This window comes from Candidatus Eisenbacteria bacterium, from assembly GCA_016867495.1.
In the GTDB taxonomy this organism is placed as follows: Bacteria; Eisenbacteria; RBG-16-71-46; order CAIMUX01; family VGJL01; genus VGJL01.
On record VGJL01000051.1, the window covers coordinates 1 to 15,214 of the forward strand.

General features: G+C 67.8%; 11 protein-coding genes. 3 read left to right on the forward strand and 8 right to left on the reverse strand.

What is annotated here, in order from left to right:
* Positions 1-125: 125 nt before the first annotated feature.
* The 3 genes from FJY88_06800 to FJY88_06810 are packed head-to-tail and all read right to left on the reverse strand — an operon-like array spanning position 126 to position 4,028.
* A complete protein-coding gene (locus tag FJY88_06800; protein ID MBM3287044.1) occupies positions 126-1,481 on the reverse strand; it encodes a Tol-Pal system beta propeller repeat protein TolB in 1,356 nt (451 codons plus the stop codon).
* Positions 1,471-2,358, reverse strand: coding sequence for a TonB C-terminal domain-containing protein (locus FJY88_06805; GenBank protein MBM3287045.1), 888 nt, complete (start codon positions 2,356-2,358; stop codon positions 1,471-1,473). Before FJY88_06805 ends, FJY88_06800 begins: the two co-directional genes overlap by 11 nt.
* Complete coding sequence (locus FJY88_06810) at positions 2,355-4,028, reverse strand: hypothetical protein (protein ID MBM3287046.1); 1,674 nt, start codon at positions 4,026-4,028, stop codon at positions 2,355-2,357. Before FJY88_06810 ends, FJY88_06805 begins: the two co-directional genes overlap by 4 nt.
* 238 nt (positions 4,029-4,266) lie before the next feature.
* On the opposite strand from FJY88_06810, the gene FJY88_06815 reads away from it, so the two are divergent.
* Positions 4,267-6,573 carry a T9SS type A sorting domain-containing protein gene (locus FJY88_06815; protein ID MBM3287047.1) on the forward strand — a complete coding sequence of 769 codons (2,307 nt, stop codon included), beginning with the start codon at positions 4,267-4,269 and terminating at the stop codon, positions 6,571-6,573.
* A 257-nt stretch (positions 6,574-6,830) separates the two neighbouring features.
* On the opposite strand, the gene FJY88_06820 is transcribed toward FJY88_06815, so the two are convergent.
* The 5 genes from FJY88_06820 to FJY88_06840 all read right to left on the reverse strand — a co-directional run bounded on the left by FJY88_06820 (position 6,831) and on the right by FJY88_06840 (position 12,585).
* Positions 6,831-8,246, reverse strand: a complete 1,416-nt coding sequence (locus FJY88_06820; GenBank protein ID MBM3287048.1) for an FAD-binding oxidoreductase — start codon at positions 8,244-8,246, stop codon at positions 6,831-6,833.
* Between the two features lie 13 nt (positions 8,247-8,259).
* Complete coding sequence (locus FJY88_06825) at positions 8,260-9,216, reverse strand: DMT family transporter (protein ID MBM3287049.1); 957 nt, start codon at positions 9,214-9,216, stop codon at positions 8,260-8,262.
* A complete protein-coding gene (locus FJY88_06830) occupies positions 9,168-10,076 on the reverse strand; it encodes a GTPase Era (GenBank protein ID MBM3287050.1) in 909 nt (302 codons plus the stop codon). The genes FJY88_06825 and FJY88_06830 overlap by 49 nt, the downstream gene beginning before the upstream one ends.
* Before the next feature lie 30 nt (positions 10,077-10,106).
* Positions 10,107-11,636, reverse strand: a complete 1,530-nt coding sequence (locus FJY88_06835) for a histidine ammonia-lyase (protein ID MBM3287051.1) — start codon at positions 11,634-11,636, stop codon at positions 10,107-10,109.
* Positions 11,637-11,763: 127 nt separating this feature from the next.
* Positions 11,764-12,585 carry a class I SAM-dependent methyltransferase gene (locus FJY88_06840; GenBank protein MBM3287052.1) on the reverse strand — a complete coding sequence of 274 codons (822 nt, stop codon included), beginning with the start codon at positions 12,583-12,585 and terminating at the stop codon, positions 11,764-11,766.
* Positions 12,586-12,766: 181 nt separating this feature from the next.
* On the opposite strand from FJY88_06840, the gene FJY88_06845 reads away from it, so the two are divergent.
* On the forward strand, positions 12,767-13,999 hold the full coding sequence (locus FJY88_06845) for a 4-hydroxy-3-methylbut-2-enyl diphosphate reductase (protein MBM3287053.1): 1,233 nt from the start codon (positions 12,767-12,769) through the stop codon (positions 13,997-13,999).
* Positions 13,996-15,214: M1 family metallopeptidase (locus FJY88_06850; GenBank protein MBM3287054.1), on the forward strand; the 1,219-nt coding region annotated here is incomplete at its 3' end. The genes FJY88_06845 and FJY88_06850, both read left to right, overlap by 4 nt.

Below are 15,214 nucleotides of genomic sequence, written 5' to 3' on the forward strand. Positions count from 1 at the left end.
TGGGCCGGGGCTTCTTCGCGCAACCCACCGCGAGGGCGAGCGACGCGACGAGCGCGACGGTCAGGAACCGGGCGAGCGGATTGGCTGAGCGGCTCACGAAGTCCTCCTTTTCTTCGTACTGTGACCTACGGTCTCCCCAGTCCGCGGACGGACTGCAGACTGAGGGCGGGAGACCACGCCGGATTGTATTGGCCTCCTCTCCCGCCCGTCAACACGCGTTTGCCGGAACCGTCTGACGCCATGACGTGGATGCGCCGCTCGCCTCCCTGAAGCTTCGAGTAGACGAGGTGCCGGCCGTCCGCGGCCCATCGCGGATTCTCGTGCATCCCCTCGTTCGAGGTGAGCCGCTGCACGCCGCTCCCGTCGACCCTCATCGTGCAGATGTCGAAGACTCCGTCGAGGAGGCAGACGTAGGCGATCCGATCCCCCTTCGGGGACCAGTCGGGGCTGTCGCTCTGCTTCCCCACGAACGAGATGCGGCGGACGTTTCCGCCCCCGCGGTCCATCACGTACACCTGCGGGTTTCCGGAGCGGTCGCTCGTGAAGGCGATCTGGCCTCCGTCGGGACTGAAGCACGGCGAAGTGTCGATCGACGGGCTGAAAGTCAGGCGGGCCGGGGATCCGCCATCGGAGTCGGCGATGAAGATCTCGCTGTTGCCGTCCATGCTTCGCGTGAAAGCGATCCGCTTTCCGTCGGGGGACCAGGAGGCCGACGCGGACATCCCCCCGCCGGGAGAGACCCGCCAGTACTTCCCGTCGCGCAATCCGAGACCGACGACGGCCGCTTCGCCGCCTCCGAAGCTCGTGAAGGCCAGCCGGTCCCCTCCCGGAGCCCAGTCCGGGGAGAGGACGAGGGTCGACAGCTTGGTGAGCTGTTCCTCTCCCACGCCGTCGTAGTCGATCAGATGGATCTCTCGCGTCGTTCCATGCTCTCGCACGAAGGCGATCCGCGTCTGCGCGACTCCCCGCTCCCCTGTCATGTAGAGGACGATGTCGTCGGCGAAGGCGTGCACGGCCCACCTATCGGCCGTGTCGCCGAGGGCGTAGTCCTTCGTGAAGATGCGGGTCCCTGACGTTCCATCCCTCAGATTGCCGGTGAGGAGGATCCTTCCCCAGGAGAGCCTGATCGTCGCCGAGGCGATCGATCGAACTCCCGCCGGGAGGAGAGGATCCTGCAGGCCCGGTCCGGGGAGCGCCATCGGGCCGCGGCTCACGCGGAAGAACGAAGAGTAGGTCAGGTCGCGCTCGAGGAGGTCCTCGGGGGTCTCGCCGAGCTCGAAGCGGATCGGGGATGTGCCGCTCTCGTACAGGAAGGACTCGATGTGGATCGGGATGCGCGTGAGCGTCCCGGTCCGGATCTCGAGCTGGAATTCGTCCTGCGCGAGGACGCGCCCGACGAAGCAGGCGGACCAGAGGAAGAGCGCGGCGGCGATCGCCGCCCCCCGAAGAGCGATGCGCGCGGCGCGACTCCTAGTTCTCATAGACGAACCTCAGATGAATCCCTACCCAGTCGCCCGGGAAGTCCTGCGGGAGCGGCGGCAGGGGATTGGCCATCACCACGGCCCGAAGGGCCGCCGCGTCGAACACGCCCGTGCCGGATGGCTCCTCGACGTAGCTCGTCCCGATGTTGCCACGGCGATCGATCTGGAAGCTCACCATCGCCGACACCTCCCGGTTGCGAGTCGAGAGCCCCGATGGGGGCGCCCAGCAGGTGGCGATCTTGTCCCTCACCGCCTGCAGGTAGTAGGCGTAGGCGGACAGCTCACCGATCGCGCCGATCTCGAGAGCCCCCTCCGCGCCTCCGGAGAACGCGTACTCGCTCCGGAGCCCCTTCGCGGCGTCGCGCGTCGTGTCCCGCGCGGCAGGCTGCTGCACGACCTTCTTGGGCGGCTCCTTCTTGGGTTTCTTGACGGGGACCGGTTGCCCGCCCTTCTCGCCCGAGGGGCGGATCGCAGGGACCTGCTTCTTCTTGTCCCCCTCGCTCTCCAGAACCTTGAGGCTCAGCTTCTCGGCCTTGACCTGCGCTCGGAGCGGCGGCGGCTGCGTCAGGCTCACCAGCTGCACGGGGATTCCTTCCATCCGAATCGGCGGCCGGGGCCGAGGACGCAGGGCGATCGCGAAGCCGACAAACGCGACCAGGTGGATCACCATGGCGACCGCCGCCGAGATCCGGAGCCTCCGAGCGGCAGCCAGCCGATCGGCCGTCCAGGATGTCCCACCGGCAGTGAGCGGAGCGGGGCGCCGCCGGCGCTTCCTCCGTCGATTCTGGGGCTCCATGTCGAGAAGCGGGTGCTGCACGCGGAGCCTTACCCCCGCGGGCGTCCCGAAGTTCCCGACCACGCTACTCCAATCCCTCATCCATCGACCTTCGTGATGCGCATGCGGTTCGCCATCATTGCGATCTCCTGCGCCCGCACCTCCGCGAGATCGCCGCGTTGATGTCTCGAGAAGGCGCCCGGACCTTCCCGGGCGATCCGTTCCGCGGCCTGGACCGCGCCCTCCGGGAGACGGATTTCCCGGGGGCCTTCCGCGATCCAGCTCTCAAGGATCATCGCCAACGTCCTTCCCTGGGAAGCATGGACCAGGGCATGGCTCGCGGACAGGTCGATTTCGCTCCGGCCGCAAGTAACCCTGCGGGGCCCCAGAGACCGGACCCGCCGATCCTCCGGACCCGTCGCCCTGAGAAGCAGCGTCCGGTGTCGCGATGGCCAGGATGTCTCAGGCGGCGCCTCTCCCTGGCCCATCTCCCCGCGCAGTTCCGCCACGCGGGCCGACGCGTCGCGCGGCCGGTAGGCGTCCATCACGATCGCGCGGTCCGCGACCCTGAACGCCTCGCCGCTGCCGCCGACCACAAGGACGGTCGAGACGCCGAGCCGTTCGTGGATCTCTCGAAGTCGCGAGAGAAGCGGGATGATCGGCTCCTGCTCCGGCCGGAGCAGCCGCCCCATCCATGGGTCTCGCAGGAGGAAGTTGGTCGCGGATGTGTCCTCATCGATGAGGAGCGTACGACAACCCGACCCGATCGCCTCGATGATGGCCGCCGCCTGCGAGGTCGCCCCGCTGGCGTTCCGCGTCGTGAAGGCCGCGGGATCCGAGCCATCGGGAAGGCATCGCAGGAAGGGACGCAGGTCGACGCCCGTGACCGCCCGCCCGTCCTCCGCCCGGACCATGCAGGCCGTCGGGTCGGCGGCGATCCTCTCCCTGCCGTCGCCCGGGATGTGCGGGTAGATCCCCACCGCCAGCGCCCGCAGGAGCGTCGACTTGCCGTGGAATCCCCCTCCGCATAGAAGGGTCACACCGCGACGAATGGCCGTGCCGCGCGTGCGACCGGCGTGCGGCAGGACGATCTCGGCCGCGAGCTCCTCAGGCGCGATGAGAGGAACGGCCCCCGCTTCAAGAGGCGTGTCCTCCTCACCCGAACGACGCGCGAGCCTGGATCCATCGGCGAGGAAGGCGACCCATCCGCGTTCCTCGACGATGCCGAGCAAGGAGGCGTGATCCTCCGACGCGGCGCGGTGGGCGCGCAAGGCCGAGGCGTCGTACGACCCCGCGAGGAGCGTCTCCCGGATCATGCGCGGGAGACCGCGGGCGAGCGCCTCCGCCGCGCGAGGGCCTTCGATCCTCCTTCCGCGGGCGGGTAGCTGGGCGTCGAGCAGAAGCGACAGCCGACCTCCGTCGATGGTCAGCGCCGATCTCCGGAGCATCTGCTGGACCGACGGATCGATCCTCACGATCGAGCCGACTTCGGGACGCTCCCTCAGCCAGCTCTCCACCCCCCTCGCGAGAAAGTCCTCGCTGGCGAGCCTGCTCGCCGGGGACAGAGGCTCTCCGCTCAGGCCCGTTCCCTCCAGGGGAACCACGACCCGCAGACGCGACGCCGGCGCGAATGGATCTGGCTGGACATGCAGGATATCGAGCGTCGCGACGCCCATGGCGTAGCGGCCACGGAGGTCGCGGTAGGCGGGATAGGGCCTCCCGTCCAGGGCGCGGAGCCCCGCCTCGAGGCCGGGCATGTCCATCGCTTGCAACGTCCTTCATCCTCCCGCGATCGCGCCAATCGACCCTGCCCCGCGATTCTCGCCCTTGCCTCACCGTGTTGCCAGGCCCTTCGGCGGCCCGGAGACGAAGGGGGGCGTCCCGAGGCTTCGCTATGGACTTGGGAAGAGCGGGGATCCGGGGTAAAATGGATGTAACTATGTCTCTGCCCGCTCAGGCGGCCGGAGCAGACATCGGTCGGCTTCATGCATCGGACACGTGGAGGAAGCAATGGCCCCTCATGCTAGAAGGACAGGCATTCTCATCCTTCTGATCGCTATCGCGAGCTCCGGCGCCCTCGCGCTGAAGGCTCCCGAAGTCACCAGGAGCGCGCCGGCGGTCATCGCCCCGGCCATGGAGGACCAGTCGGATCTGGTCGATCCGATCGCCAACGGTCTCGTCAACCGCACGAGCGGCGCGATCGCGATTCTCATCGCGCAGAATGAGGGGCCCTATCCGGGAAGCCCCGAGCAGGCCGCGCGGTCGTACCTGGCCGAGCGCGCCAGCTCCTTCGGCCTCAGCCGGATGGGCAACGACCTCGTTGCGGAGTATGTGAAGCCCTCGCCGGGCGGCCAGCACGTCTACTTCCATCAGACAGTCGGCTCGGTTCCCGTCTGGGGCGCCGACGTGATGGTCACGCTCGATGAGGCGGGCCGCTATGTCCGGGCCGTGTCGTCCAGCTACGACCCGATCCTCGCCCACTCCGCGCCGGCGACCGCCCCCGCGCTCGACGCCTCCCGCGCGAGAGAGCTCGCGCTCGCGGCCGTCGGAGTGGCAGGCGAGCCCCAGTGGCTCGGCGAGGCGCCGGCCTCGGAGCTCTGGATCCTGCGAGAGGGCGATCGGGTCGGGATGCCGGCCAGCCTGGCCTGGCGCGTCCACCTCCCCGTCCGAGAGCCTCTGGGCGACTGGGAGGTCTTCGTCGACGCGCTGAGCGGGACGATCCTCCGGCTCAACGACCGGATCTGCTACACCGATGGAAGCGGGTACGTCTTCGCGCCCGATCCCTTGACGACCGCCGGGGTGGCCTATGGCGGCAGCTACGTCGACAACAACGATGCCGACCACGCGGTCCTCACCGCGGAGCGTGTTCTGGTGACCCTCCCCGAGCTGACGCTCAGCGGCGGCGTCTATCACCTCCGCGGCCCTTGGTGCTATCTGGAGGACTGGGATCCTCCGACGTTCGCCCCCGTGACGAACCCCGATCCCAACGGCTTCGTCTACACGCGAAACGCGCAGGGATTCGAGGACGTGATGGCCTACTACCACATCGACAACAACCAGCGCTACATGAGGTCGCTCGGATTCACGCTCATCCAGGCGGCGCCGATCCGCGTGGATCCGCACGGCTGCAGCGGCGCCGACAACAGCTACTACGTCCCGAGCACCAACAAGATCGCATGGGGAGAAGGCGGCGTCGATGACGCAGAGGATGCCGACGTCATCCTCCACGAGTACGGACACGCCATCCACAACTCGATCAAGCCGGGATGGGGCTCGACGACCGAGCAGCGCTCGATGGGCGAAGGGTTCGGAGACTACTGGGCCGCCAGCTATTCGAGGAGCATCTCCGCTTACCGCTCCGAATGGGTCTTCAACTGGGACGGGCACAACCCGTTCTGGGGCGGGCGCGTCCTGACTTCCACACAGGGCTACAACAACATCAACGGCGACATCTACCATGACGGCACGATCTGGGCTTCCTGCTGGTGGCTGATCTTCGCTGAGCTGGGCAAGACGGTGACCGACAAGGTCCAACTGAAGGGCTACTACGGCGTCAAGACGAGCGATGGAATGCGCCAGGCGGCCGCCTACATGATGCAGGCCGACAAGGATCTCTACGGAGGTCTCCACGCCGGCACCCTCGACTACTACTTCGTCCTCCGCCAGTTCCTGACCGCGTCGCAGTTCGACGTGCCGGTCCTCACGCACACTCCGCTCGGGGACCAGACGGCCTCCGGCCCCTATCCCGTCACCGTGACGATCTCCTCGACGAGCGCGATCGTCGACGGCTCCGTCAAGGTGAAGTACGGGATCGGCCTCGGCGGCCCGTTCGACCACGAGGTCGTCCTCGCCCCAACCGGAAACCCGAACGAGTGGGGAGGCGGGATCCCGGACGAGGGCGGCGACTGCGACATCAGCTACTACATCATCGCCGACAACGCGGCCACCTGGCGCGGCGCGACGCCGCGGGGCGCAGAGAACATCTACAACGACTTCCACATCGGACCCCTTGCCAGGGTCGAGGAGCTGGGCGGCCAGAGGGTTCTCGGCCTGCGGACGCCGACCCCGAACCCGTTCAGCGCGCAGACGACGGTCCGTTTCGACCTCCCGCTGGCCGGGAGCGCGAAGCTGTCCATACACGACGTGAACGGTCGACTCGTCCGGACGCTGCACGAGGGCGACGCCGTGGCCGGCCTCCACGCCATCGGCTGGGACGGCAAGTCGAACGACGGACACGCGGTCTCCTCGGGGCTCTACTTCGTTCGCTTCGAGGCGCAGGGGCAGACCTTCACACGCAAGGTTCTCTTCACGAAGTAGCCCGAGAGAGAGCGCCACTGCATCGAGCGCCCGGGGTCAACCCCGGGCGCTCTTTCATGCTCCAGAGTGTTGCCCCCGGGGCCGGCCTGTCCCGAAGCGCGACGGCTCGTTGGTACCGGGGGCGGCCTATCCCTTCGCGCGACTGCTCGCGCGGAATCGGTTCGCGCTGCGGGCGATCGCCGTGGTGCCGCGCTCGCTCTGGCGTCGCGCTGCGGGACAGGCCGCCCCCGGAAGGCGACGCCGCGCGCCCCGATCCGCTATTCGAAGATGTTCCCCGGCGCGAGGACTCCCGCGGGATCGAGCCTCCGCTTCACGGCGCGCATCGCCTCCACGACCCAGGCCGGGTACTGGTACTTCAAGTACTCCCGCTTGACCTTCCCGACGCCGTGTTCCGCGGTGACCGTCCCTCCCCGCTCGACGGCGAGAAGCGCCATTCGGTGGGTCGCCTCTCGCGCCCTCTCGAGGGCCGCCGCGTCCTCGGCGAGGAGATTGAAGTGGGGGTGCCCGTTGCCGATGTGGCCATAGCGAATGAAGAAGCCGCCGAATGTGTCGCGGACGATCCGGCTCGCCTCCTCGATCATCCGCGGAAGCTCGTCCAGCGGAACGGCCCAGTCCGTCGAGAGCTTGCGCCCCCCCATGTCGCGCGCGGCCTGCCCCTTCTCGTTCATGCCCGCGGGAATGGCGTGCCGCAGCTTGCGGAGCTCCGTCTGGCGCTCCTCGTTGGCCGCGACGACGGTCGCGTCGGCGTACGCCCCCGACGCTTCGAGGAGGCCGTACCAGTCTTCCATGCCTCCGTCGTCATCCTCCCCCGCATACTCCTGCTCGAAGAAGATGGCGGCCCTCGTCCCCTCGGGGATCTTGATCCCGGTCTCGACTGGCCGGATGAGATCGAGGGAACCCTCATCGAATAGCTCGAGGCAGCGCGGTCGGAGTCGTCCCGCGCGACGCGACTCGTCCGCGGCAAGCGCAAAGCCGAGGGCCTCAGCGAGCGATGGGAAAAACCCCATCGCCGCGAGGAATCCCGGCGGGGCGGGAAGAAGATCGAGCGTCGCGCGCGTAACGATCCCAAGCGTCCCTTCGCTTCCCACGAGGAGATCGACGGGATCCTGGAAACCGAAGTAGCCCGCCGTGTTCTTGCTTGCCCTGCTCCGGGTCACCTCGGTGACCGACCCATCGCCCAGAACGACCCGGAGCGCGCGGATGTGCCCGCGCGTCGAGCCGTAGCGATACGATCTCGCGCCGCTCGCGTTCGCGGCGATGCTGCCGCCGACGGTGCTCTCGTCCTCGCTCGTCGGATCGGGCGCGTAGAAGAGCCCGGTCCCCGCGAGTGACCTCTTGAACTCGCCGAGGTTCACGCCAGGCTCGACGATCGCCAGTCGGTGGACGAGGTCCAGGTCGATCACCCGGTCCATCCCCTCCAGGCTGAGCGCGAGCCCCCCGAAAGCGAGGGGGCCCGCCACCGTGCTCGACCGGCTTCCCTGCGGGGTCACGGGGATCTTCCTCGCCGCGCAGGCGCGGATGATCTCCACGATCTCCTTCTCCTCCTTCGGTCGCGCGACCGCGTCAGGCAGGCCGATCAGTCCGGACGCGTCCTCGGAATAGGCCTGCCGCACGGCCGGGTCGGTCGTCCAGAGAGGATGATCGTTCAAGCGCGCCTCCTGTCCCATCGTCACGCGGCCGGGGGGATCATCCGAGCATCGCGACCACGACGCCCGCGACCGCGAGGATAGTCCCGACCCAGCCTCCGGCGCGCATCATCTCTCCGAGGAAGAGAACGCTCAAGGGGGCCACGAAGAGCGGCGAGGTCCCTGTCAGCGCCGCGGCGACCGCCGGCTCCGTGTGCCGCACCGCTTCCTGAAAGAGGAAGAAGCCCAGGAAGCTCCCCATCAGCGCTGCCGGCACGATCCGTCCAAGGGAGGGGGGACGCAGCGCGTGCCGGACAGTCGCCGTGAGCTGGCCGTGCAAGAGCTCCAGCAGCAGGATCCCCATCACCCCGCCGGCGATCCGGATCGTGCTCGCTTGAAGGACCGTCGCATGGGCGAGCCCCTTCTTGGTGAGAACGATGCCGAGGGCCTGGCAGAGAGCGGCCGTCATGGCGAGGAGGATCCCGCTTCGCGCGCGACTGGGGTGGATCACCCCCACGGGGCGCTCCCGTAGGACGAGGATCAATCCCAGGAGGACCAGGAGAACGCCCGATGCGGCGATCGCGCCCGGAAGGGGCTCGCCGAGGGCCGCCGACAGGAGCGCGGCGAACAAGGGAGCGAGACACTGGATCAGCATCGTGCGCCTCGCGCCGATCCGCGTCAGCGCCGAGAAGTAGGCCGTGTCTCCCAAAGACATCCCGATGATGCCGCTCACGAGGAGGATCCCGATCGCGGGGGCGCCGATCTCGAGGAACGACCGCCCCGCTCCCGTCGCGAGAAGCGTGACGATGAAGAGCGGCAGGCAGAGGCCGGTCTTGAAGAGGTTCATCGCTTGCGGCCAGCTGACTTCCATCTGGCGCGTCCAGATGATTGTCGATACGGCCCAGAGCGCCGCGGCTCCCAGGGCCGCGATCTCTCCGAGCGGAAGCGACGCCGCCGACAGTCCCGGACTCAAGGGCGGTATCCGAGACGACGCAGGGCCGCCTCGTCGCTGCGCCACTTCGGAGCCACCTTCACGCGAAGCTCAAGGTAGACCGGTCTGCCGAGGAAATCCTCGATCGCCAGGCGGGACGCCTCGCCCAGCGAGCGTATCGCCTGCCCGCCGCGCCCGATCAGGATCCCCTTCTGCGACTCGTGCTCGACCAGGAGCGTCGCGCAGATATAGTCCCTTGCACCCGCGCGCTCCTTGAAGTCATCGATCACGACCTCGACGGAGTAGGGAACCTCTTCGCGGAAGCGGAGGAAGACCTGCTCGCGGATCAGCTCCCCCGCGAAGAAGCGCTCGGGCTGCTCGGCGAGTTGCTCCGGGGGATAGAAGGGAGGGCCTTCGGGGAGGTGGGCCACCAGGACGGAGACCAGGTTCTCGATCCTCTCCCCCGTCAGAGCCGACACCGGAACCACCTCCGCGAAGAGGCCGGAGTCGGCGATCGACTGGAGAAGAGGGATCATCTCCTCGCGGCGCCTGAGGAGGTCGATCTTGTTGAGAACGGCGATCCTCGTCCCGGCGAAGGAGCGGACGCACTCGGGAATCTCGGGGGGCTCTGCTCCCTCCCGGGCCGCGTCGAGAAGGAGCACCGCGATGTCGGAGTCGCCGAGGACGTCGGTCACTGTCCGCATCAGGGCCTGCTGTAGGGGGTAGGCGGGGTCGATGATCCCCGGCGTGTCGAGCAGGATCATCTGATGGCCGGGGGCCTGGACGATTCCCAGGGTGCGCCTGCGGGTAGTCTGCGGCCGCGGGCTCACGATGGCGAGCCTGTGCTGGACGAGGCGGTTCAAGAGGGTCGACTTGCCGGAGTTCGGCCGGCCGACGAGCGCAGCATAACCGCTACGGAAGCCGCCTGCTATCTCGGCTTCCCTCATCCTTCGCGCGAACCTCGGGCACGCCCCCGGCTAGGGGAGCTTGCCCACCGCCCGCTCGACCGCTTCGAGGATCTCTCCCGATTCGACGAGCGCCGCCATCGCGTTGATATCCCCGTGGAGCGGCCGGTCCTCGTCGAGATAGGCGACATGCTTGCGAATCACCTCGTAGGCGGCCTCGGACCCCTTCCCCGCCTTCAGCGGCCTGCGGAAGTCGAATGCCTGGGCGGCCGCCATGAGCTCGATCCCGAGGACCGCCTGGGCGTTCTTCTGGATCTGCTTCATCTTGAGGGTCGTCGTCATCCCCATCGAGACGAAGTCCTCCTGGTCCGCCGCGGCGGGAATCGAACCGGTCGCCGCGGGATGGGAGAGGATGCGACTCTCGCAGCAGAGCGCCCCGGCGGTGTACTGGGCGAGCATCATCCCTGAGAACATCCCCGCCCCCTTGGTGAGAAAGGCGGGAAGCCCGCAGCTCAGGTTCCGGTTCAGGAGGCGATTCAGCCTGCGCTCTGAGAGGACGGCGACGGTGGTGATCGCCGTCCCGAGGAGCTCGAGCCCGAAGGCCATCGGAGTGCCCTGGAAGTTCGCGCCCGTCAGGTAGGTGCCGCCGTCATCGTCCGGGAGGAAGATCGGGTTGTCCCCCACGCCGTTGAGCTCGATCTCGATCTGGGACCGAGCGTACTTCAGCGCGTCGCGCGCGGCTCCGGCGACCTGCGGCGTGCTGCGCAGGGAATAGGCGTCCTGCACCTTCTTCCCCTTCTGCTGCAGCATCACGCTCCCGTCGACGATCTGCCGCACGCTCGCCGCGCATTCCTGCGCGCCGGGGAAGCCGCGCACCTTGTGGATCCGCGGGTCGTAGGCGGCCATGTTCGCATTGACGACTTCGAGCGTCATCGCAGCCGCGATGTCGTGCTGCCGCAGCCACTGGAGAGCGTCGACGATCTCGAGCGCGCCCATCCCGCTGATGCAGTTGCTCCCGTTGATCGAGGCCAGGCCGTCGCGCGCCTCGAACTGGAGAAGCGGGATGCCGGCCCGCTTCATCGCCTCGCTCGCGGGCAGCCGCTCCCCCTTGTGGAACGCCTCCCCCTCCCCGATGAGGACGAGGGCGAACTGAGACATCGGAGACAGGTCGCCGCAAGCGCCGACCGACCCCTTCTCGCACATGACCGGGGTGACGCCGCGATTGAGCATCTCGCGCATGTGTTCGACGAGAACGGGACGGATGCCGGAATGTCCCTGGCTCAGGACCGACATCCTCGAGATGATCGCCGAACGCGCGTCGGCGCCCTGGAGGGGCTCTCCGTACCCCGCGGCATGGCTGTAGACGAGGAAACGCTGGAAGCGCTCGGTCTGATCCGGATCTAGGATCGTCTCGGAGAGCTCGCCGATGCCGGTCGTGATCCCGTACATCACGGCGCGCTCCCGGACCTGTCTCTCGACGAACTCCCGGCAGTGGGCGATCCGCTTCAGCGCCGACTCCGTCAGCTCGACCTGCTCCCCCTTCCGCGCGACCCGGTGGACATCCTCGCAGGTGAGCCTGCCATCCCCGATCCGTACGCTCATCTCATCCTCCCCGGCGCTTGCGCGCCTTCCCCTAACACCCATGCACGGTTCCGCAGAGGATATACGGAACGGGCCGAACCGTCAAACCGCCCGGCTCGGCATCCGGCGCCGCCCGGAAGTCCTGGGATCAGCCCTGCCGGGGAGGCTCCTTTCTTGCCTTCAGCGAGAACAGGAGCGGGATCGGGATCATGCCGTCGGGGAACCTCCAGAGCCCATCGTCTCCCCTCCTGAGAAACGGAAGAGCGGGGTAGACCGTGTACGGATACTCGCGCACGTACTCGATCCGAAGCCCCGCGCCGATGAGCGCCGTCAGGACATTCCCCAGAGGATAGGGCCACTCGTAGCTGATCGAGCGGACCGGGGCGTCCGGCGCGGCGTAGGATCCCTGTTCCTCGAAGCGCAGCGGGTCACCGCTGCGGAAGTAGGGCACTGTGACCCGCAGGTCCGTCGCCCCGGGGCCGTTGTCGAACACGTACGAGAAGGGATGGATCTCAACGATGTAGAAGATCCCGCCTGGATTGAGGAACCTCTCAACGACCCGCGCCCACCCATCGAGATCCGGAAGCCACGCGAGAACGCCGTACGACGTGAAGACGATGTCGAACGATCGATCCAGGCAGCGAGGGAGATCGTAGAGATCGCAACAGAGAAACTCCGCCCGGATCGCCGTCTCCTCCGCGATCGAGCGCGCGAGGCGCACCGAGGCGTCCGAGAAGTCGACTCCGGTCACGGCTGCGCCCCTCCGCGCCCATGAGAGGGTATCGAGACCGAAGTGGCATTGCAGGTGAAGGAGCGATCTGCCCCGGACATCCCCGAGCTCGACCAGCTCGATCGGCTTGAGCGCGCACTTCCCCTCCCTGAACCCCCGCAGGTCGTACTGAGGAGACGTCTCGTGAAGCCCGGTCCAGAGATTCCACAGCTCCCGATTCGCATCGCGGTAACGATCCACAAGTCCCTCCCCTCCCGAGTCGCGCATCCGAGCCGAGCATAGCCTGAGATCGCCCGGCCCGGCATCCGGCGTCGCGCGGGTCCCGCGTCGCGAAGGGCCGCCGTTCGGCGAGGCCGGACGACAATCAGCGATCCGAATCCCGGCCGGAAACGGGTAGAATCGAGGTAGGAGCTGCGAGGCGATGAGCGAGGGCGGGTCGAACTACTATCGAAAGGGGCTGGGGATGCGGGGCGAGATCCTCCCCGCGCTCGAGCACGATTACAGGAGCGCCCTGGTCGACTACCTCCGCACCCACGGACGCCGCCTCAAGTGCGATGACACGACGGTGGTCCTCGCGAGGGAGTTCGGATTCTGTTACGGCGTGGATCGCGCGGTGGAGTACGCGTACGAGGCTCGTCTGCGATTCCCGGACAAGCGGATCTTCATCACCGGGGAGATCATCCACAATCCGTGGGTCAATCAACGCCTGCAGGAGATGGGGATCCGGCGCCTGCCGCCGCCGGGATCGCCCGGGGATCGGTTCGCCGGGCTCAGGCGCGAGGATGTCGCCCTGATTCCCGCCTTCGGAATCGAGCAGGAGGAGCTGCGGCGACTGCGGGAGCTTGGAGCGATCCTGGTCGACACGACCTGCGGCTCGGTTCTCAATGTCTGGAAGGCCGTCGCGCGCTACGCCCGCCAGGATCGCACCTCCATCATCCACGGAAAGGTGGAGCATGAAGAGACCAGGGCCACCTGTTCGCAGGTCCTCCTTCACGGCGGGGAGTACGTCGTTGTCCGCGATCTGGATCAGGCGCGTCGGATCTGCGCATTCATCGAGGGTCGAGCGGACCTCGATGGTCTCCTCTCGGATCTCAGGAGCGCGACGTCCCCAGGGTTCGATCCACGACGCCATCTCGAACGAATCGGGCTCGCGAACCAGACCACGATGCTCTCCTCTGAGTCGCTGCGAATCGCGGAGGCGCTGCGCGCGAGCTTCGAGGCGCGCCACGGCGAGGACGGCGCGGCCGAGAGATTCGCGAGCTTCGAGACGATCTGCAGCGCGACGCAGGATCGCCAGGACGCGGTCGAAGAGCTGCTCCAGGAGAGCCCCGATCTGCTGCTGGTGATCGGCGGATTCAACAGCAGCAACACGGCCCACCTTGTCGAGATCGGCCGGGGAAGGGCGAGTACCTACCACGTGCAGAGCAGCCGCGACCTGATCTCCGGGCGCTGGATCCGGCACAAGCCGCTCGGGGATCCGGACCCCGTTGTCGAGGGCGGGTGGCTGCCGCCGGGTCCCATTCTGGTTGGACTCACCGCCGGAGCCTCCACGCCGAATAGCGAGATCGGCCGCACGATCGAGAGGCTCCTCGGGTTCAGGGGAATCGAAGCGGCCCGCATCGCCAACCTGATCGCCGGGGAGGAACAGCGATGATCCTCCGGCGGGGCCGAAAGACGACCGGCCTCGGCGCGGGAGATCATCTCCGCGGCGCGCTCTGTGCCATTCTCATGCTCTTTCCCGCGGCGGAGGGAGGATCGGCGCCTCACCAAGGCGGACTGCCTGATGCGAGTCCGCTTCCGCCGGGGAAGACAGATCCACCGATCCAGGTCGTCGCGAAAGGCCGCGACGATCGCGGTTACGACTGCGAGCACGTGCGCCTCGAGCTTGTGCTCGATTTCGGCGCACGCCGCCTGCGCGGGGAGGTCCGCCACGCGATCGCCGCCACGCGCCTCCTCGAGACGCTCGATCTCGACTTCACCGACTCGCTCCACGTCCTGCGCGTCCGTCTCGGGGGGCGCGAGGCCCTCTTCCGGCATGAGGGACGCAAGCTCCTGATCGAGATGGACCCTCCCCTCCCGCCGGGCGCGCGCGAGGAGGTACGGATCTCCTACGCGGGGCGTCCCCCGCGCGACGGACTGCTCGGCTTCTCCTTCCAGAGCCGCGACGGCGTGCCGGCCGCCTACACCCTGAGCGAGCCCTCTTCGGCCTCGAGCTGGTGGCCCTGCAAGGACGTTCCCGACGACAAAGTGACCGCGGAGATCGTCCTGACCGTGCCCGACACCCTCTATGCGGGATCGAACGGTCTCCTCGTCTCCGATGAGGCCGACGACGCGGTGGAGGGTCGCCGCATAATGACCTGGCGCGAGGATTATCCGATCGCTCCCTACCTCATCAGCGTGGCGTGCACGAACTACGAGCCCTTCACCGACACCTACCGCTCCGCCGATGGCCGGACCCTTCCCCTCCTCTACCTCCCTTACCCGGAGCACCGCGAGGCCGCGGAGCGATCCTGGGGCAGGATCCCCCTCATGCTCGCCGCCTTCGAAGAGCGCTTCGGCCCCTACCCGTTCCATGGAGAGAAGTACGGGATGGCGGAGTTCTCGTGGGGCGGGGCGATGGAAAACCAGACCCTCACCTCCTACGGGGAATACCTGGTGGATGGGACCGACGCAAACGACTGGGTGGTAGCGCACGAGCTGGCTCACCAGTGGTGGGGCAACATGGTGACCCTCGCCTCATGGGAACACATGTGGCTGAACGAGGGATTCGCGCGCTACTCGGAGGCGCTCTGGTATGAGTCGCAGAGCGGAGGCGAAGCCTATCGGGAGTGGATCCGCTCGATGTGGCGCCCTCCCGAGTGGTTCCCCA

Coding starts and splice junctions, on each gene's coding strand:
- FJY88_06800 (MBM3287044.1), bottom strand. CDS start 1,481: ATGAGAACTAGGAGTCGCGCCGCGCGCATCGCTCTTCGGGGGGCGGCG.
- FJY88_06805 (MBM3287045.1), bottom strand. CDS start 2,358: ATGAGGGATTGGAGTAGCGTGGTCGGGAACTTCGGGACGCCCGCGGGG.
- FJY88_06815 (MBM3287047.1), top strand. CDS start 4,267: ATGGCCCCTCATGCTAGAAGGACAGGCATTCTCATCCTTCTGATCGCT.
- FJY88_06830 (MBM3287050.1), bottom strand. CDS start 10,076: ATGAGGGAAGCCGAGATAGCAGGCGGCTTCCGTAGCGGTTATGCTGCG.
- FJY88_06835 (MBM3287051.1), bottom strand. CDS start 11,636: ATGAGCGTACGGATCGGGGATGGCAGGCTCACCTGCGAGGATGTCCAC.
- FJY88_06845 (MBM3287053.1), top strand. CDS start 12,767: ATGAGCGAGGGCGGGTCGAACTACTATCGAAAGGGGCTGGGGATGCGG.